The sequence below is a fragment of the Lampropedia puyangensis genome (genome assembly GCF_004833285.1).
In the GTDB taxonomy this organism is placed as follows: Bacteria; Pseudomonadota; Gammaproteobacteria; order Burkholderiales; family Burkholderiaceae_C; genus Lampropedia; species Lampropedia puyangensis.
Genome location: NZ_STFG01000011.1, coordinates 16933 through 35284, shown reverse-complemented (window position 1 = coordinate 35284; position 18352 = coordinate 16933). Strand labels below are relative to the sequence as shown.

Below are 18352 nucleotides of genomic sequence, written 5' to 3'. Positions count from 1 at the left end.
CGCGTGATACCTGTGCGATGAGGTTGATCACCCCGTCGCAATGAATACGTTAGAGGCAGATTCAAACGGTAAACAGGTTTGGCGGTGTGTGGTATATCCCTCGGCCAATGAGTCCCGAATCCGGCCCTTGACCTAGGATGGCCAAGTTCACCAATATGGGGTGTGTTGGCATGCCATTGATGCGGACATTGCCGGTGGCCTTGTCGAGTACCGCTTTGCGCTGCGCATGCAAGTCGGCGGGAAGGTGCGCCGCGTAGGCTTTGGCCAGGTCTGGGCAGAACACCAATGCTTGACCGCCCAGGCCAGCAAAGTCGACCACGGCACTATCGCCGATTGCACCCAGTGCGTTTTGCCATGTGTGCCCAGGTAAAAGGATTCCTTGCGGTGGAGTGGCCTGCACCACGTGCCAGCCGGAGAACCCGCGGCGTTTGAAACCAAATTCAAGCCCATTGCCAGCTGCGGCGACGATGTCGCTGCCACTGTCGTGGAGCCACACACTGCATGCGGCCATGACGATGGGCAGTACAAATGCAGGGTAGCTGCGCAGTACCGACTGGTCTGCCGTATCCAGTTGAACGGCTGCGGTCAGGGCTGTATTGGCGGCATCTGTCTGTGCATGACAGTCTTGGCCATGGGTTAATCCGGCCAGCACGATTGGGGCCATCGTCACAGGCTTTTGGGCCAGTGCAGGGGCGAGTGCATGCTGCGCAAAAAGGCCCATCATGCGAAGCCGCGCAGGTGCGTCGGGCATGGTGCTGCCAAATCGAAGGGCTGGCACACCTGCTTCAATGAACGGGGCCAAGCGTGTCGTTTGCTTTCCTTCCAATCTGGCCATAGGCATGCTGGCGGAAACCACTTGTGCCAATGGAGTCACGACGCCAAAGTCTTGTGCTGGGGCGAGTTGTACGTGCCCTGCTTCCAGCAGGGATGCGGCTTCTGCCATGGAGCAAGCCATACCCTCAAAAACCATGGCTTGGCAAGCGCTGTTGAGAATGGCATGCGGTGGTGCGTTGTGCAGAGGCGGGCCTGCATGCAATAGCGTGGTGGCAGGCAGTGTTGGGAGCAGCTCGCTGCGCAATCCAACACCTGTCCATGCGATGGAATCAAAGCGGGATGCTATGTCCGTGATTGAGAATAAATCCATACAGTGGCGTTTTTTGAAGAAAGCGCAGTGCGCGCGGTGGTCTGCTTGGGTTGTTGATTTAACTGTGAGGTGTACTGCATAAATTGTGCCTTTGTTGATCTGCGGCGCCTTTGCATTGGGCTCGCCATATGGCATAGCAACGACTTCAGCTGAACAGGCCTTGCTACAAGGCGCAGTGCGGTCACTTTTCACTATGCGATGCCCCTTCTTGGTGATGAAGGCGCCAAGCTGGTGCATTGCGTTGTAAGAGATGACAAGTTGCAGTGGCAGCAGCTATCCATGGCCCTGATGAATTTGCTCGAGACTTTATTTTTGTTTTGGTGCTTGATTGTTTTTTTAAATAAATGTGGCATACCACTTGCTTTGAAGAGCGGTACAAGCTTGTATCCAAGTTTTGATAGCAGCGAGCTTGTTTGTTGGTTCTTGGCGCTTGCGTGCAGAGCGCTTGATGAATCCTGATGTGCCAGCCCCCACCGCATTGGAGTGTTATTGCCATGAATGAAAAAAATGCCATTTTCTCGACTACCGCCAACTCCTTGGTTGACGGTATGGATCGTCGCAAAGTGTTGTTGGGCGGCATTGCCGTTGCTGGAGCATTGGCGATGCCGGCCATTGTGCGAGCGCAAAGCACGCCAAAGATTCGCATTGGATTTTGGCCGGTGGCTTCCGGCTTGCCATTTTTTGCGGCAGTAGATCAAGGGTATTTCAAGGCGGCTGGCTTAGACGTTGAGGTGCAAAAACACGCCAGTGCCCAGCAAGCCATGGAAGCGATGCTTTCTGGTCGTGCGGAGGGCAGCGCCAACGGGGTGGCAACCGCCGTGCTGGCGGTGGGCGAGATTGCCCAACCTGGGCTGATGAAGATTTTTTGCTCAAACCCTTCTAACGCCAAATATGTTTTGGATGAGTTCATTGTGGCCAAGGACAGTCCGTTGCAGTCGGTGGCTGATCTCAAAGGCACGCGCATTGCTTGCGGGCCTGGCATTCAGAACTTGACGATTGCCAGAAGCATTTTGGAGAAGGCTGGTGTTGCCGATGCCAAGGTGACGGAGCTGCCAATTGCGCAGCACGTTGCTGCGATCGCGACCGATCAAGTTGACGCCATTTACACCTTGGAGCCTACGGGCACGGTGGGGCGTTTGAATGGGGTTTCACGCGTATTGGAAGCAGGTGTAGTTGCCAAGTATTTACTGGGCGACCCAATGGCCCCGTGGTTTGGTGGTTCGGCGACGTTGACCAGTACGTTTATTCAAGAGCACCCGGATGTGGCCAAACAATTCATGGAGGCTTATCGCCGTGGGGTGACGTTGCTCAAAACCGATCCAGCCAAGGCCAGACCATCGTTGAAGGGCTATACCGCGATTGACGGTGCATTGACTGATGAGGTGCCTATGAACGATTACGTGTTCTATGACGAGTTCACGCCTGAGCAAATTGCTTACTTTCAGAAGTACTTTGATTTGTTCACCGAGAAGGGCATTTTCTCTAAGAAATTATCGGTTGAGAGCATGCTCTACAAGGCCTGATTGGATGAAACGCCATCGCAGCCTTAAGGCGGTGATGCCAGCATGAAAGGACGTCACGACATGACCAGTGAATCATCTTCAGCAGGGCCCTTGGCGGCAGGCGGTTGGAAGCCGCCCGTTTCCCATGATGCCGGCCCACCCAAGCAGCCTTTGTGTGATCGATTGCTTCCGTTAGTGGGCCCGGTGGTGCTGTTCATCATTTGGGATCTGGCCGTCCGCATGGGGCTGATCAAGCCGATCTTGTTGCCAAGCCCCATGGATACCTTGAAAGCCTTAGTGCTGGGGCTCGCTGGTGGCGATTTGATGGTCGATTTTCTGGTGACAGTCAAACGCACTTTGCAGGCGTTTGTCATTGGAGCTGTGATTGGAATGCCCCTAGGGGTGGTCCTGGGCAGTAACGAGCGGGCTTATCGCAGTGTGGAGTTTCTGATCGACTTTTTCCGCTCTACACCTTCGTCTGCCTTGATTCCGTTGTTCATCCTGATTTTTGGTATTTCGGACATTAATAAGGTGGCGATTGCTGCATTTGGGGCGTTTTTGATTGTGGTGTTCAACAGCGCTTACGGGGTCATGAACGCACGTAAGCAGAGGGTGATGGCGGCCAAGGTTATGGGCGCATCGCGTTGGCGTATTTTTAAAGACGTGTTGCTGTGGGAAAGCTTGCAGCCGAGCTTTGTGGGCTTGCGCTCAGCGGTTTCGATGGCATTGGTGATTGTGATTGTGGCCGAGATGTTCATTGGTTCGGAAAACGGGCTGGGCCACGCCATCATTGATGCACAGCAAGTGCTCAACGTCAAGACCATGTATGCCGCCATTTTGTCCGCAGGAGCGCTGGGCTATGTGCTGAACATCGTTTTTCTGATTCTGGAGCGCCGAATCGTCCACTGGAGTGGGAGGTAGTCGATATGCATGCCGTTGTGAATGCCAATGCCTACGCTGAGGTGCCTGCTCCCCGTTTTGAACCGGGGCCGCCAGGCACACACATCACTATTCGGGGTCTGACCAAGTACTTTGCGGGATGGCCCTTGTATGAGAACTTCGACTTGGATATCCCCAGGCACAAGATTGTCTCGGTCTTTGGCCCCAACGGTTGTGGCAAGAGCACCTTGATCAACATGATCGCGGGATTGGTACCGATTGACCGGGGGGAAATCCTCTTCGATGGCAAAACCCTTAAGGACACCAAAATTGGCTATGTCTTTCAGAACTACCGTGAAGCCTTGTTCCCTTGGATGCGCACGATTGACAACATCGCCTACCCGTTGTTGCTCGAAGGAAAAAGCAAGGCGGAGGTAGACCGCAGAATGCAGGAGTTGGTGGCATCCTTTGATGTGAAGTTTGATTTGAATCGCTACCCCTATGAACTCTCGGGTGGGCAACAGCAAACGGCTTCGATTATGCGGGCACTGGCTCCACGCCCAGAGGTGCTCTTCCTGGATGAACCCTTTTCGGCATTGGATTTCGAGATGACCTTGTTCATTCGCGAAAAACTCCAAGAGGTGTTTGTGCAAACAGGCACCACGATGATGCTGGTTTCACATGATTTGGAAGAAGCGGTGTACCTGGCCGACCAGGTTCTATTGCTGACCAAGCGCCCCACCAAGGTGGCTGAGATCATTGATTACACCGATGCACGTCCCCGTACCGTGGAGACTTTGTCTCAGCCGGGTTTTGTGAGCACGAAGAAACGCACGCTAGAAATATTTCAACAAGAGGTACGCCGATGAGTGCGCCACCCAGCACCACACCTGAACCTGCCGCACATCTGTCAGCGCTGGCCTTGCAAGACTATGTACGTACCAGCGCGCGCTTATTGGCGTTGCCGCTGGATGAAGCGCAAATCACCCGTGTGGCAGAGCACTTAGAGCGAACGGTTGCCATGGCGGCGCTGCTGGAGCAATTGGACATGCAGGAAGAGGATGAGCCGGCCAGCCTCTATAGCCCCGCTCCGTTTCCGGTGCCTAACCATTGAACGCATGGTGCATATAGGTTAACGAGCGCGCCAGTGTGCGTTCAGTACGTGTACTCCTTGTGAGGGCGATGGTTTCAAGGCGTTGCCGAGGCCAAGTGCAGTTGATAGAAAGAAACATATGATGGATTTGTCTGCGAACAGCATCGAGTGTCTTCGCGCTGTCGCCAACGGCGATCTCAAAGCCATTGACTGGTTGGCACAGAGTTTGAGCCGAGTGGAGGCCCTCAATCCCCGTGTGAATGCCTATACCCTACTCACGCATGAACGTGCGATGCGTGAGGCTGAAGTTGTTGATGCGCTGCAGCGTTCAGGGGCCCCTTTACCTGCACTGGCTGGACTGCCCTATGCCGTCAAAAACCTGTTTGATCTAGAGGGTGAGGTGACACTCGCTGGCTCTCGCATTCGCCAAACTGCTGCCGTTGCGACAGAGGATGCAGTCATGGTGGCGCGCTTGAAAAAGGCTGGCGCTGTGCTTACCGGGGCACTCAATATGGATGAATTCGCCTACGGCTTCACCACAGAAAACACCCATTACGGGCCCGCACGCAATCCGCATGACACCAGCCGCATTGCTGGCGGTTCATCAGGCGGCTCAGGTGCGGCGGTGGCCGCGCGCATGGTGCCACTTGCATTGGGATCAGACACCAATGGCTCAATTCGTGTGCCCGCTTCGCTTTGTGGCGTGTGGGGGCTTAAACCAACTTTTGGACGGCTATCGCGCAGAGGTTGTTTCCCCTTCGTGCACAACCTTGACCATGTAGGCCCAATTGCTGCGTCGGCAACATTGTTGGCGCAAGTCTATGACGTGTTGCAAGGCCCGGATGCGCTGGACCCTGCATGCGTGGCCACGGCGGTTCAGCCTGTCTCTGCACAGTTGGGTGATGGTTTGGCAGGTTTACGCATTGGCGTGTTGGGTGGGTATTTTGAAGACAACGCAGATGCCGCTGCCCAGCAGGCCGTTGACCTGTTGGCGCAAGCGCTGGATGCACGGCCAGGCCGTGTGCAATGGCCATATGCCGCGCAGGCCAGGGCGGCGGCATTCATCGTGACAGCGTCTGAAGGCGGGAGTTTGCATATAGATGATTTGCGGCACCGGGCTGCACAGTTGGAGCCAGTATCCGTGGATCGCTTCATGGCCGGAGCGCTGCAGCCAGCCCATTGGTTTGCGCGGGCTGTGCGTTTTCGGCGCCTGTACCGAGAAGCGGTGAACGCCTTGTTTACGCAGTGGGACTTGTTGCTCGCGCCTGCAACACCTTGTGCCGCAACCACTATTGGGCAACCTTGGCTGCAGATCAATGGTGGGCAGCAACCAACCAGAGCTTCGATGGGCATGCTCGCTCAGCCTATTTCTTTTGCTGGATGTCCGGTGGTTGTGGCCCCCACTTGGCCTGATGCAGCACAGGGCTTGCCTATAGGGGGGCAACTGATTGCTGCTCCTTGGCGCGAAGATGTGGCGCTGCGTGCAGCCGCGTGGTTGGAAGGGCTTAATGCGCAAACGGTCGGAGCACGCAGTGTGACGTGTTGAATGCATATCCATGTGGCGGCCCCGAGAACCAGAGGGAAAGGCGATGTACGAAGTGAATATTCCTGCCGTCGTTGCAGAGGTGCAAGCGCAATGCGAGCGCTATGAGCGGGCGCTAACCCACAATCTTGTGGACGAGTTGGATGCGCTTTTTTGGCCAAACCCCAATACCATTCGCTATGGCGCAGCCGAGAATTTGTATGGCTATGCGGCCATTGCAGCGTTTCGCGCTCAACGGCCATCGCAAGGCTTGATGCGCACTGTGACCAAGCATGTGGTGACAACCTACGGCTATGACATGGCTACGAGTCATTTGGAATTCGTTAAAGACGGCCAGACACGTGTTGGCAGGCAAACGCAAACATGGTTGCGCTTGGCGCAAGGCTGGCAAGTGGTGTCTGCCCACGTGAGTTGGATGGACTAGGCAATGGCGCAATCCTCTCAGGAGCATGACTCCTCCATCCTCGCGCAGTCATCGACCGCTATGCGCAAGCCCCTGTCACACGAGTACTCTGAATTGGATTCTCCTGTGGCGGATGTTCCGCGCGCCTCCCGCGCAGACGAGGTCTACCAAAGGCTTAAGGCGGACATATCCAAGTTTTTCCTTGTGCCCGGAGACCGTTTTACCGAAGGTGGCATTTGTGAGCGCTTGCAGGTTTCACGCACGCCAGTGCGCCAGGCGCTCTATCGACTGCAGCAAGAAGGGTACGTGGAAGTGCTTTTTCGTGCTGGCTGGCGCGTGCTTCCCATCGACTTTCGGCGTTTTGAAGAACTGTATGACGTGCGCAAACTACTAGAGGTTGGTGCTGTACGCAGGCTGTGTATTGAACCCGCAGGTCTGCTGCAAAGCGCCTGCTATGACGAATTGGCATCTATCTGGTTGGCTCCAGCTGCGCAGCGAGAGCTGGACCCCGTGTTGGTGGGCGGGTTGGATGAAGCGTTTCATTGCGCCTTGGTGGCCGCCGTTGGGAACAGGGAAATGGCCCGCGTACACCGTGATTTGACGGACCATATCCGCATGATTCGCCGACTCGATTTCACTTGGGCCGCGCGCATTGAATCTACTTATGACGAACACGGTCGAATTTTGCGTGCCATTGTGGCTCGGCGTGGTGATGAGGCCGCCCGTTTGCTAGGTGCGCACATCACGGCCAGCCAGGCTGAGGTGAGAAAAATCACCCTGCACCAGATCTACATGGCCAAGCGGCAGTCAGAAGCAGTAAGAGATAGTGGCGCGCAGTGACGTGTGGCAAGCAACGGCCACGCACTGACGTGCAGAGGTCGGTGCTACATTGCTGCTTTTGTCTGAGGTGCATGCGGGCCATGTGTTTAGAGCGTCAATACGTTCTAAGCTTGCACTAAGCATCTGTGTGCATCTCGTGGAGGAAGGCGAAGTGCAGTCATGCAGTTGATTGATATTGGGGCGAACCTGACCCATGAGAGTTTCGATCGCGATCGGGGTGCCGTGTTGCAGCGCGCACGCGCAGCAGGAGTAGGGCGCCAGATTGTCACAGGTGCCAGTCTGGCGCATTCAGAACAGGCTTTGGCTTTGGCTCTGCAATATCCGGGGGAATTGTTTTCCACCGCCGGCGTTCATCCGCACCACGCCAGCGATTATGACGAGGCTTGCGACGCACGTTTACGCACACTGTGCCAACACCCGGCCGTGGTGGCTGCTGGTGAATGTGGTCTCGATTACTTTCGTGATTTCAGCCCGCGTGCAGACCAGCAGCGGGCTTTTGAGCGGCAGTTGCAACTGGCTGTTGATGTGGCTAAGCCCGTGTTTCTGCACCAACGCGATGCGCATGAGGACTTCATGGCCGTGATGGCAGGCTTTCAATCGCAGCTCAGTAGAGCGGTGGTGCACTGTTTCACGGGTACGCGCCAGGAGTTGTTTGATTACCTTGATCAAGGCTGGTACATCGGCATCACGGGGTGGATTTGTGATGAGCGCCGGGGGCAGCACTTGCGAGAGCTGGTTTGCGCGATTCCTGCCGAGCGTTTGATGGTGGAAACCGATGCACCATACCTGCTGCCAAGAACGCTCAAACCCATGCCTAAAGACCGTCGCAACGAACCTGCTTTTCTGCCGCACATCGTGCAAGACATTGCAAGCGCACGCAACGAAAATTGGGAGCAGACGGCGGCAGCTAGCACCGCTGCGACTGTGGCATTTTTTGCCTTGCCTGTGGTTTGAGACACATGGTATTTACGTGCACTGAGCTGTCGCCTTTTGACGGCGGTGGTTTTGTGAGTATCTTTGGCCGCCGGTAGTCGTGCGTTAGTTGAAACACAGTGTTTCGGCTAGCACGCACTGCGTGTTGCCCGCAATAGGAAACAGCCGGCGTATGATCGTTGCTATGCCTTCATGGCTCGTATCTCAAGGAGTTTTCGGATGGGTCAGCAAAGCGTGCTCGCGCAATACGATGCAAAAAAAAGCACAGCGGAAGAAGCGGTTGCCTTGATTCCTTCTGGGGCCCGGATTGCGTTGGGGCTGGCCATTGCGGAGCCACCAGCCATATTGAAGGCATTGGCAGCACGGGCGCAGGTCGGTGAAGTAGGCGATTTGCGCATGCACTATCTGCTCGCTGGTGCTACGGCGGGGCAAACGGTGTTCCAGTTGGAACTGGCAGACCGCATCACTCCTGTGAGCTTGTTTCATGGCAGTGTGGAACGCGCTTTGGATAAGCAGCGTGCATCCCTGGGGTTACCGCCGGTTGCGTTTATTCCCACGTCTTTTGGGCGAGCGCCGTTTGTCATGAACGAAGTCGTCCAAGTCGATACGCTTTTGACAACTGTTTCGCCGATGGACGACGAAGGCTACTTCACGTGTGGAACGAATGTGGATTACGCACAACCTGTAGCTCAAAAAGCCCAGCGTGTGATCGTCGAAGTCAACCCCCATATGCCGCATGTCTATGGCAATAGCCGAGTGCATATATCTCAGGTCACTGCGTTAGTGGAAAATGCGGTGGCGTTGGCTGAACTGCCCGATGGGGACATAGGGAAAGAAGATGCGGCCATTGGCGATATCGTCGCTGGCTTTATTCATGATGGCGATTGTTTACAGATGGGCATAGGTGCCTTGCCAAGTGCCATTTGCAGTGCGTTAAAACACCACCGCTATTTAGGTGTGCATACCGAAATGATGGTGGCAGGCTTGGCTGATTTAATGCGTTCAGGAGCGGTGGACAATAGCCGCAAGCAACTGGATGTGGGTGTCTCGGTTTACGCTTTTGCAATGGGGCCAAAGTCGCTGTACGAGTTTATGCACAGGAATCCGATGGTACAAGGTCACCCTGTCGATTACGTGAACAACCCGACTGTGATTGCGCGCAATGACAATGTGGTATCGGTGAATGCGACGTTAGAGGTTGATTTATTTGGCGCTTGCAACTCCGAATACATACAGGGGCGGCAGTACAGTGCCAGTGGTGGCCAACTCGATTTCGTACGGGGGGCCAACTACTCCAAGAACGGGCGCTCCATCATCGCTTGCCATTCCACCGCGGCCAAAGGCAAAGCCTCACGCATCGTGCCGCAACTCAGCGGCCCCGTGACAACTCCTCGCAACGATGTGCACATCATCGTCACTGAGCACGGCTACGCCGATTTGCGCGGCAAAACGGTCAGCGAACGCGCTCAAGCCTTGATTGCGATTGCGCATCCTGCATTTCGAGAGGAGTTGGCGCAGCAAGCCAAGCTGTTGCGACTCTTTTAACCCGTAATGGACGACAAAAAGATATTCAAGCCTGAAGAGCCAAGTGGTCTTATAGACCGCTAGTTGTCGAAACCTGCATGAGTATTTTCCTTTGCAATAGATGGGAGGCGTTGATGGCAAGTATTCTGAGACATCACTAAAAGAGGCCAGCTTCGCATGCGAAACGGGCCTCTTTTTCATGAGTAGCAACTCGATCAGTTACGGATCAAATAATCAAACGCGCTCAGTGATGCTTTTGCGCCTTCACCAGCTGCGATGACGATTTGTTTGTAGGGCACGGTGGTGCAGTCTCCCGCCGCAAACACGCCGGGGATGTTGGTTGCGCCGTGTGCATCGACCACGATTTCCCCCATTCTGGATAGCTCGACCGTGCCTTTGAGCCAGTCGGTATTGGGCAGCAAGCCGATTTGCACGAAGATGCCCTCCAAGTCCAGGCACACTTCTTCGCTGGTTTCGCGGTTTTTATACAGCAGGCCGCAAACTTTGCCATCCTTGCCCTGTACTTCAGTGGTTTGGGCGTTCACTAGGATATCCACGTTTGGCAGGGATTTGAGCTTTTTCTGCAGCACTTCATCGGCACGCAGTTGCGGCGCAAATTCAAGCAAGGTCACGTGTTGCACAATGCCAGCCAAATCAATGGCCGCTTCCGCGCCGGAGTTGCCCCCGCCAATCACGGCAATGCGCTTGCCTTTGAACAACGGGCCGTCACAATGGGGGCAGAAGGTCACGCCTTTGGTGCGGAATTCTTCTTCACCGGGCACGCCCATTGAACGCCAGCGTGCGCCAGTGGACAGGATGATGGTTTTCGACTTGAGGCTGGCACCGCTCTCAAACTGCACTTCATGTAAACCACCAGGTGTTGTGGCTGGAATGAGTTTGCTGGCTGTTTGCAGGTTGATGATGTCCACGTCGTAATCGTTGACGTGTGCTTCTAACGCTGCGGCAAATTTAGGGCCGTCGGTTTTGGAGATGGAAATGTAGTTCTCAATGTCCATCGTATCGAGTACTTGCCCGCCAAAGCGTTGTGCGGCGATGCCGGTGCGAATGCCTTTGCGTGCGGCGTACACGCCAGCGGCTGCGCCAGCGGGGCCGCCGCCGACGATCAGCACATCAAATGGGGCTTTTTCGCTCACGGCCTTAGCGGCTTTGGCGGCTGCGCCGGTGTCGATGCGCGCCACTATCTCGGCCAGCTCCATGCGGCCTTGGCCGAAGTGCTCGCCGTTCAGATAAATCGTGGGCACGCCCATGATTTCGCGCTCTTCAATCTCGTTTTGGTACAGACCTCCATCAATCGCGGTGTGCGTGATGTTGGGGTTCAACACAGTCATCAGGTTCAGCGCCTGAATCACGTCGGGGCAGTTGTGGCAGGTGATCGAGTAATAGGTCTCGAAATGGAATTTCCCGTCCACGCCTTTGATCTGGTCCTGCAGCTCTTGTGGCTCTTTCGATGGATGACCGCCAATTTGCAGCAACGCCAGTACCAAAGAAGTGAACTCATGGCCCAGCGGCACGCCAGCAAAACGCAAGCCGCTGTCCACACCGGGGTTGGTGATTAAGAAGGATGGTTTGCGTGCATCACTGCCGTCAAGACGAACCGTAATTTTGTCGCTTTGCTGCTGGATTTCTTCCAACAGGGTTTTCATTTCACGCGCGCCCTCACTGTCGTTCAGCGAAGCGACCAGCTCAACAGGCTTGGTCAAGCGCTCCAGATAGGCTTTCAATTGGGCTTTGAGGGCGTCGTCTAACATATGTTTTCCTTCAATAATTAGGGGCAAACGAGCGGTGTATTCACGCTTGGACTGGGTAGCGGCTCGCAATGGCGATGCGGTTCCAACTGTTGATCACAATAGCCAGCCATTCAATGGCAGCCAATTCGCTGCTGTTGAGCACTTGCGCCGCATTGGCGTAGATGGTGTCGGGCACTTGTCCGTCTGCGATCAGGGTGATGGCTTCTGTTAAAGCCAGTGCAGCACGCTCTTTTTCGCTGAAATAAGCAGTTTCACGCCATGCGGGTAATACCGCAATACGGTCATAGGATTCCCCGCTGCCAATGGCATCTTGTGTGTGTAGGCGAATGCAAAACGCGCATTGGTTTATTTGCGAAGCCCGCAGGCGCAGCAAATGTGAGAACCCTTGCGCAACACCAGCTAGGTGGGCCGCCTCTGTGGCTAAACGATCCCACTCCGCCACTGCTTTATACAAAGCAGGAGAGGCTTTTCCCAGATTTACGCGTTCGTTCATCGTCGTTCTCTTCATGTCTTTGGCTATTTTGGGCAAAAAAAAGCCCGAGCGCCCGCAGGCGACTCGGGGCTTTGGATGGGCCGGTATTTTTTGTAGTCCGGCCTCTTCGTGGGGCGCTTAAATCTTGCCGACCAGATCCAGGGAAGGAGCCAGTGTTTTCTCGCCTTCTTTCCATTTGGCAGGGCACACTTCACCTGGGTGAGACGCCACGTATTGAGCAGCTTTGAGTTTGCGCACGGTTTCTTTCACATCGCGGGCGATGGCGTTGTCGTGCACTTCCAGAGTTTTGATCGTGCCTTCTGGGTTGATGATGAAAGTGCCGCGCAGTGCGAGACCTTCTTCTTCAATGTGCACGTCAAAAGCGCGTGTCAATTGGTGAGTTGGATCACCAATCAGTGGGAATTTGGCTTTGCCGACGGCGTCGGAAGTCTCGTGCCACACTTTGTGAGAGAAGTGCGTGTCAGTTGTCACGATGTAGACCTCAGCACCAGCTTTTTGGAAGTCGGCGTAGTTGTCAGCAGCGTCTTCGATTTCTGTTGGGCAGTTGAAGGTGAACGCTGCGGGCATGAAAATCAGCACAGACCATTTGCCTTGCAAGTCTTTTTCGGTCACTTCAATGAATTCGCCTTTGCCATTGCGGTTGACGAAGGCGTTGACTTTAAACGGCTGAACTTGCGTGTTGATCAAAGACATGATGCATTCCTTTTCATTGGGGTTAGAAATTAATCGATGACGTAAGTGTAGGGGTTCCTGATCAATTAAACAAATTGAATGATTTTATTGACTTGATAGTTTTTTGGTATTGCTTGACTGCTGAGAACAGCGATTTCCACCATACCTGAACTTCAGTGCCCAGGACTGGCCGCCTACAATGCCCGTGCTGTTGAACAATGATGGCACCTTCCTAAGACAGTTTTTTTGAACTTGCTGCTGCTTCCCTATGAGATGGAGGAGGCGCAAGGGTGTTGGTGTGCTTGTATGCAAGGCAATCTATGAATATGTTGGTCTTGAAAATGTCGGTGGTTCCACTGGTGATCGCAGTGGTGTCGCTGGCTGGGCGGCGTTGGGGAACCCATGTGGCGGGTCTGTTGAGCGGATTTCCCGTGGTGGGTGGGCCGATTACCGTGTTCATCGCTGCAGAGCAGGGACTGCCCTTTGGTACTCAGGCTGCTATTGCCGCCATCATGTCCGTGACGTGTTTGCTCAGCTTCAATGTCGCCTACAGCTGGATTTGCAGACGGCATGGTTGGCCACAGTCACTGGTGCTGTCGACCTTGGTTTGGGCTGCAGTGGCTGTGTGCTTGGCCCAGTTGCCCATGACTTGGCCTGTTGCCGTTTCGGTCACGGTGGCTGCTTTGCTGCTGGCGCCTTACCTGTTTGCGCCTGCTCAATCTGGGCGACCTGCAGCCCGTAGTGGCCGAGATTTGCCTATGCGTATGGGCACAGGGGCTGGTTTGACCTTGCTCATTACGGCTATTGCTGCACACTTGGGGCCCACATGGAGCGGCATGATCGCTGCATTTCCCATTATTGGTTTGGTGCTGGTGCTGTTCACGCACATCAGCCAGGGCGCAGGCCCGGTGGCTTTTCTCATGCGGGGCAATGTGCAAGGTTTGTATTCGTTTGTGGCTTTTTTCAGTATGTTGGTTTGGGTGTGGCCGCATGGCAGCTTGTGGGCTGGTGTGTTGTTGGCCATTCCTGCCGCTTTTGCTGCCCAAGGGGTGGTGCAGGCAGCAGGCTGGTGCCGTAGGCGCACCGCCGTGCGTTAGACGAAGAGACGTACCTAGAATGAACCGTATCGAACAGGCTTATTACCAATGAGCGATCACTGGCCACATCGCAATGCAGAAGAAATGGCGTTGCAGCACCCTAACGCGAGGTTGGCGTGTCAGTATGCGCCTTCACGTTCAGAGGTGCTTAAGGCGTTGGATGCCGTTCCGGCGCAGGTGGCTGGCTTCGAGCACGTGCGTTTGTTGTCGCTAGCAGCGCAATTGGTGGCAACGCCATTGCCGCATACTCCGCCTGCTGCGCAGGAATAGCGCGCCACGGGCTACGTGTGAAGACCATTCCTTGGGGCGCTGGGGCGCCTTCTGCAACTGTATTGCGTCAATGCTGCATAGACCGCGGAAACTCCATCTCAGTGGGCCTGCACCCAGGAACAGAAATAAAGTACAAAGAAAGTCCCAAAGGCTTAACCCGGTTGAGCGAGCACTGACGTATAAGTTGGTATCGCATGTTTTTATAGGAGTGCTTTGATGAATGCAATGACATCCCGTTGGTTGGCGTCCCGTTCTTGGTTGCTGAACCCTGCCACTTGGTTGGGCGCATCGGTCTTTTCTATGACCGCCATTGGCAGCGCGGTGGCGGCTACCGTAGAAGAGGCACAAAGTGCGGTGCAGGATCGTCAATCGGTGGCGGTGACGATTTACAACGACGGCTTGGCGTTGGTGCGCGATGAGAGAAAAATCAAGCTGAACCAAGGGCTTAACCGCATTGCTCTGCGTGAGGTGTCTGCGCAAATCATGCCGCAGACGGCCAGTCTGCGCGCTACTGATGGCTCTGCACTGTCCTTGCTGGAACAAAACTTTGATTACGATTTGCTCAGCAGTGAATCCTTGCTCAATAAATACGTGGGCCGGACGGTCACCGTGATTCGCACCAACCCCTCTACTGGCTTGGATGTGAGTGAAACTGCCACTGTGTTGGCCAACAATGCAGGCCCGGTACTCAAGTATGCGGATCGGATTGAAACAGGCCTACCAGCCAATGCCCGCTTGGCTTTTGATGGCGTGCCCGGCAATTTGCGTGATCAGCCAACCTTGGTGGTGTCCTTGAATGCGCAGAAAGCAGGTAGCCCTACGGTAGACCTGTCATACCTGACAGGCGGTTTGAGCTGGCAAGCCGACTACGTTGCGACATTGTCGCAAGATGAAAACAGCCTGGATTTGGCCGGTTGGGTCACCTTGAGTAACCAAAGCGGCGTAGCTTACGACGATGCCAAGCTGCAGTTGGTGGCCGGCGATGTGGGGCGTGCAGCGCCTGAGCGCGCGGTGATGATGAAATCCATGGATTCAAGGGCAGTCGCAGCCATGGCCCCTGCGCCAATGCAACAAGAAGCACTGTTCGAATACCACCTCTATACCTTGCCACGTACCACAACCCTAGGCAACAACCAGACCAAGCAGGTGTCCTTGCTGTCAGCGGCATCAGTGCCCGTGCGCAAAGAGTACCGTTTGCAAGGTGCAGAGCATTGGTATTATCAACTGCGCGACGCTAATAGTAGCCCTGAATTGGGGGACAAGCGCAAGGTTGATGTGTTTGTCGAATTCGACAACAAAGACGGCGACTTGGGCGTACCCTTGCCCAAGGGCGTTGTGCGCATGTACAAGGGCGATAGCCAGCAGCGAGCCTTGTTCATTGGCGAAGACCGAATCGACCACACGGCTAAAGAAGAAACCGTGCGCTTGAAACTTGGCAGTGCATTTGATTTGAACGGTACTTGGAAGCACACCAGCACCAAGCGGCTCTCCAGCAACCTTTATGAAATGGCATTCACGATTGAGTTGCGCAACGCCAAAGAAGTGCCTGCCACCATCAAAGTGGTTGAGCCAATCCCGGGCGACTGGACCATCTTGAACGAGAGCCATAAGCACAGCAAACCTACCGCCAACTTGGCGCAATGGAATGTAGAAGTGCCCGCCGATGGAAAAACTGAGTTGAGCTATACAGTTCGTATTCAATACTGAACGGATGTCTTTTGGGTTGAAGTCTAAAAGGTGCGCTGCAGTGTTAAAAAGCCTCGTCTGGCAGTTGGCCTGACTGCGGTTCTTGCCGTGCATCGCATCCTATTGGACTCCAACGCGGTCTGCGTGGAGATCGTAAATACGTTCTTAAGAGTAGCTAAAAATACATGTACGCTGGTGCCTGGTGCTTTTCATTGCAAGTTAGCTTTTAACCCTTGCCATTGGGTTGAAAGCCAAGATGGTGCATGGCATTTTTTTGCGTGCTATTGCCCCCTTTTAGGGGGGCTCACAATTTCGAAAAACTATCCACGCGTTCTCTCACCGCAATTTCTTCTCATCGAATCCTGTGGTGTTGTGGTTGCTATTCAAAAATAACCACCAGCATTTCCCGTCTGCTTGACCCTGTTTTGTGCACAAAGCGTGGCATTGCCATAGCGCTTTGGCTTGAAGCGCGGCTCACTGCTCGCTAAGCAACGATCAGGAATGAATAGTTGGCAAGGATTTTGCTGTTGTTAATTGTCATGTAATTGTCAATTAAGTGACGCAACCCCATCTTGAGAGGGCTGACGATCTCTTTATGATCAATAGTGGTTTCACGGTAGCGTTGGCATAGCGTCGGTGCCAATATGGCCATCAAGTGATCTGCTTGCTAGCGATATGCGGTGTACATAAAAACCTTGACTTGCATACACATTCATTTTTTAAGGAGAGAAACCGAGAATGAAGAAGACTGTCCTAACCTTTCGCTTCAATTCTTTGTGGAGTGCCGTGCCTGCTGCTGTATTGCTCAGCGCCTGTGGTGGCGGTGGCGATAGTGAGAATACTGCACCTCCAGTTAGCAAAATGCCGCAACCCACCCAAATAACAAATGGGGTTCCTGTTGTTGATCCGCTGATTGCCAGTGCAGCAGAGAAAATAGTAGCGGATGCCAAGATCCAAGCTGTAGCTGCAGATTTGAACACTCCAGCAGGAGAGAAGGCACGCTTTAATCAGCATATGGAGTTAGTGCGCATTGCCTCTCCATCGCGTTATGAATACCGAATGGCTGCTGAGATACACAAACGTATGCTCAACGAATGGGGCTTTAACCTCAGTGAAGTTAAGACCAGTGCCGATGGTTATTTGTCTGGCTCTGACGTGCAGCAGGTAGATGGCCTGCCTGTCTACAACGCGTGTGTGGAGATCAAGGGGAGCTATTCAAGCAGTCCCAACGCCCAGTCCTACCGAGGTCAATATCCGAAGGTGCTGATTGAATCGCACATTGACGTGGTGAATCCTGAGGTTTTACCCCCTGAGACTGCTCCTTATCTTCCTATTAGGCTGCAGTCCCTTACCGAGCCTGTGGTGAAAACCCCTCAACAGCTCGCAGCGATTGATGCGCAGCTTCAATTCGATAGCAATGGCCGCATCATTGAAGACGCAAATTACGCCCTAGCGCGCCAATGGTTTGCTAATGAAGCGCAGGCCAAGGCTGGTGGCGGGGTGCGTATTTATGTTCCCGGCTACTCCGATGCCATGAGCAATACCTCCAGCCTGTTCACGCTGGCGCAAATGTTTAAAAAATACAAGCTTCAGCCTGTTTATGACGTATGGATTTGCGGCACTTCTGGTGAAGAAGGCAAAGGTAACCTTGCAGGCATGAAGCAGTTGTACGGATTTGAGCAAGACCTTGGCACAGGTTCCAATCCGTTGAATTTTGTCGCGAACTTTGGCTCCGAAGGTGGAGGCTCCGTGAATTTCACGGGTAGTTATCGTTTTGAGATGAAGTTCAAGGCACCAGCCATTCCTGGTGGTGGCCCGAATGCAGTTGAGGCCATGGCGGCAACGATTGCAAAGATCGCCGATGTGAAAACACCCTCTGAGTTACGCAGTGATGCATTGAAGACTACATACACCGTTGGTCAGTCCAGCTGCGAAGCACCTCTACCCGGTAGCGATGTTGTCCCTAGCTGTACTTTGCTGGTGGATATGCGATCTGAGCGTACCGATACCCTCAACGAAGTACGGGCAACGATTGAACCGACTTTTGTGGCAGGGATGACGGCCGAAAACAACCGCTGGGGTCAGACAGATGGCACACAACAAGCTGTATCTATTGAACAAATGTGGTACGGCCTGCGTCCGGCTTTTGTCAATGGCGATACCGCTAATGTTGCGCTGCAAGCGGGCTGGCAAGCTGCTCGCTCGGCTGATGTTGATAAAGCAGAGAAAGTGCCAAGTGGCTCAACCAGCCTCAATGACAATGTCCCGGCGAATACAGGCGTGCCTACCTATAACTGGTCTCTGGGATCCAATGCCGTTGTCGCTGGTACACATGCTTTCTGGGAATGGGGTACCAAGGGCGACCCTGCCGTAGAAACCAAGCGCATTCAGCGCGCGTTGACAGCTGTACTCATTGCCTCTGGTTATCACTTGGCAGACGGCAGTGTGATTGAGCCTGCAGTCAGCCCTATTGGGGCACGCACCCGTGAAGTGAACTAAGCACA

Annotated in this window: 17 protein-coding genes; 13 read left to right on the top strand and 4 right to left on the bottom strand. The window is 54.3% G+C overall.

The annotated features are described in order from the left end of the window. Positions 1-61 precede the first annotated feature (61 nt). Positions 62-1144 (bottom strand): oxamate carbamoyltransferase subunit AllG family protein, encoded by a 1083-nt coding sequence (locus E9531_RS10735; protein WP_158291764.1) that lies wholly within the window; start codon positions 1142-1144, stop codon positions 62-64. A 494-nt stretch (positions 1145-1638) separates the two neighbouring features. On the opposite strand from E9531_RS10735, the gene E9531_RS10730 reads away from it, so the two are divergent. The 9 genes from E9531_RS10730 (at position 1639) to E9531_RS10690 (ending at position 9882) form a co-directional block, all read left to right on the top strand. Beyond that, complete coding sequence (locus tag E9531_RS10730) at positions 1639-2667, top strand: ABC transporter substrate-binding protein (RefSeq protein WP_136573760.1); 1029 nt, start codon at positions 1639-1641, stop codon at positions 2665-2667. 60 nt (positions 2668-2727) lie between these two features. Beyond that, positions 2728-3567 (top strand): ABC transporter permease, encoded by an 840-nt coding sequence (locus tag E9531_RS10725; RefSeq protein WP_136573759.1) that lies wholly within the window; start codon positions 2728-2730, stop codon positions 3565-3567. Between the two features lie 5 nt (positions 3568-3572). Next, the gene (locus E9531_RS10720) at positions 3573-4394 is read left to right on the top strand and encodes an ABC transporter ATP-binding protein (protein ID WP_136573758.1); all 822 of its coding nucleotides are present in this window, start codon (positions 3573-3575) and stop codon (positions 4392-4394) included. After that, positions 4391-4639, top strand: coding sequence for a DUF4089 domain-containing protein (locus E9531_RS10715; RefSeq protein WP_136573757.1), 249 nt, complete (start codon positions 4391-4393; stop codon positions 4637-4639). Before E9531_RS10720 ends, E9531_RS10715 begins: the two co-directional genes overlap by 4 nt. Positions 4640-4760: 121 nt before the next feature. Next, positions 4761-6164: an AtzE family amidohydrolase gene (locus E9531_RS10710; RefSeq protein WP_136573834.1), complete on the top strand. Its 1404-nt coding sequence runs from the start codon at positions 4761-4763 to the stop codon at positions 6162-6164. Positions 6165-6207: 43 nt separating this feature from the next. After that, a complete protein-coding gene (gene hpxZ, locus E9531_RS10705; RefSeq protein ID WP_136573756.1) occupies positions 6208-6585 on the top strand; it encodes an oxalurate catabolism protein HpxZ in 378 nt (125 codons plus the stop codon). 60 nt (positions 6586-6645) lie between these two features. Continuing rightward, entirely contained in the window at positions 6646-7404 is a 759-nt protein-coding gene (locus E9531_RS10700; protein WP_136573833.1) for a GntR family transcriptional regulator, read from the top strand. 159 nt (positions 7405-7563) lie between these two features. Continuing rightward, on the top strand, positions 7564-8358 hold the full coding sequence (locus E9531_RS10695) for a TatD family hydrolase (RefSeq protein ID WP_136573755.1): 795 nt from the start codon (positions 7564-7566) through the stop codon (positions 8356-8358). Positions 8359-8556: 198 nt separating this feature from the next. Next, positions 8557-9882 carry an acetyl-CoA hydrolase/transferase family protein gene (locus E9531_RS10690; RefSeq protein ID WP_136573754.1) on the top strand — a complete coding sequence of 442 codons (1326 nt, stop codon included), beginning with the start codon at positions 8557-8559 and terminating at the stop codon, positions 9880-9882. A 194-nt stretch (positions 9883-10076) separates the two neighbouring features. Here E9531_RS10690 and ahpF read toward each other — a convergent pair whose 3' ends face one another. The 3 genes from ahpF to ahpC form a co-directional block, all read right to left on the bottom strand. Then, the gene (ahpF, locus tag E9531_RS10685) at positions 10077-11630 is read right to left on the bottom strand and encodes an alkyl hydroperoxide reductase subunit F (RefSeq protein ID WP_136573753.1); all 1554 of its coding nucleotides are present in this window, start codon (positions 11628-11630) and stop codon (positions 10077-10079) included. A gap of 40 nt (positions 11631-11670) precedes the next feature. Then, positions 11671-12123 carry a carboxymuconolactone decarboxylase family protein gene (locus E9531_RS10680; protein ID WP_136573752.1) on the bottom strand — a complete coding sequence of 151 codons (453 nt, stop codon included), beginning with the start codon at positions 12121-12123 and terminating at the stop codon, positions 11671-11673. A 117-nt stretch (positions 12124-12240) separates the two neighbouring features. Next, the gene (gene ahpC, locus E9531_RS10675) at positions 12241-12816 is read right to left on the bottom strand and encodes an alkyl hydroperoxide reductase subunit C (protein WP_136573751.1); all 576 of its coding nucleotides are present in this window, start codon (positions 12814-12816) and stop codon (positions 12241-12243) included. A 299-nt stretch (positions 12817-13115) separates the two neighbouring features. Here ahpC and E9531_RS10670 point away from each other — a divergent pair, with 299 nt between their 5' ends. The 4 genes from E9531_RS10670 to E9531_RS10655 all read left to right on the top strand — a co-directional run bounded on the left by E9531_RS10670 (position 13116) and on the right by E9531_RS10655 (position 18347). After that, complete coding sequence (locus E9531_RS10670; protein ID WP_136573750.1) at positions 13116-13892, top strand: hypothetical protein; 777 nt, start codon at positions 13116-13118, stop codon at positions 13890-13892. 48 nt (positions 13893-13940) lie between these two features. Next, on the top strand, positions 13941-14162 hold the full coding sequence (locus E9531_RS10665; protein ID WP_136573749.1) for a hypothetical protein: 222 nt from the start codon (positions 13941-13943) through the stop codon (positions 14160-14162). A gap of 216 nt (positions 14163-14378) precedes the next feature. Then, complete coding sequence (locus E9531_RS10660) at positions 14379-15869, top strand: DUF4139 domain-containing protein (RefSeq protein WP_211343417.1); 1491 nt, start codon at positions 14379-14381, stop codon at positions 15867-15869. 717 nt (positions 15870-16586) lie between these two features. Next, positions 16587-18347 carry a zinc-binding metallopeptidase family protein gene (locus tag E9531_RS10655; protein WP_136573748.1) on the top strand — a complete coding sequence of 587 codons (1761 nt, stop codon included), beginning with the start codon at positions 16587-16589 and terminating at the stop codon, positions 18345-18347. Positions 18348-18352: the final 5 nt, after the last annotated feature.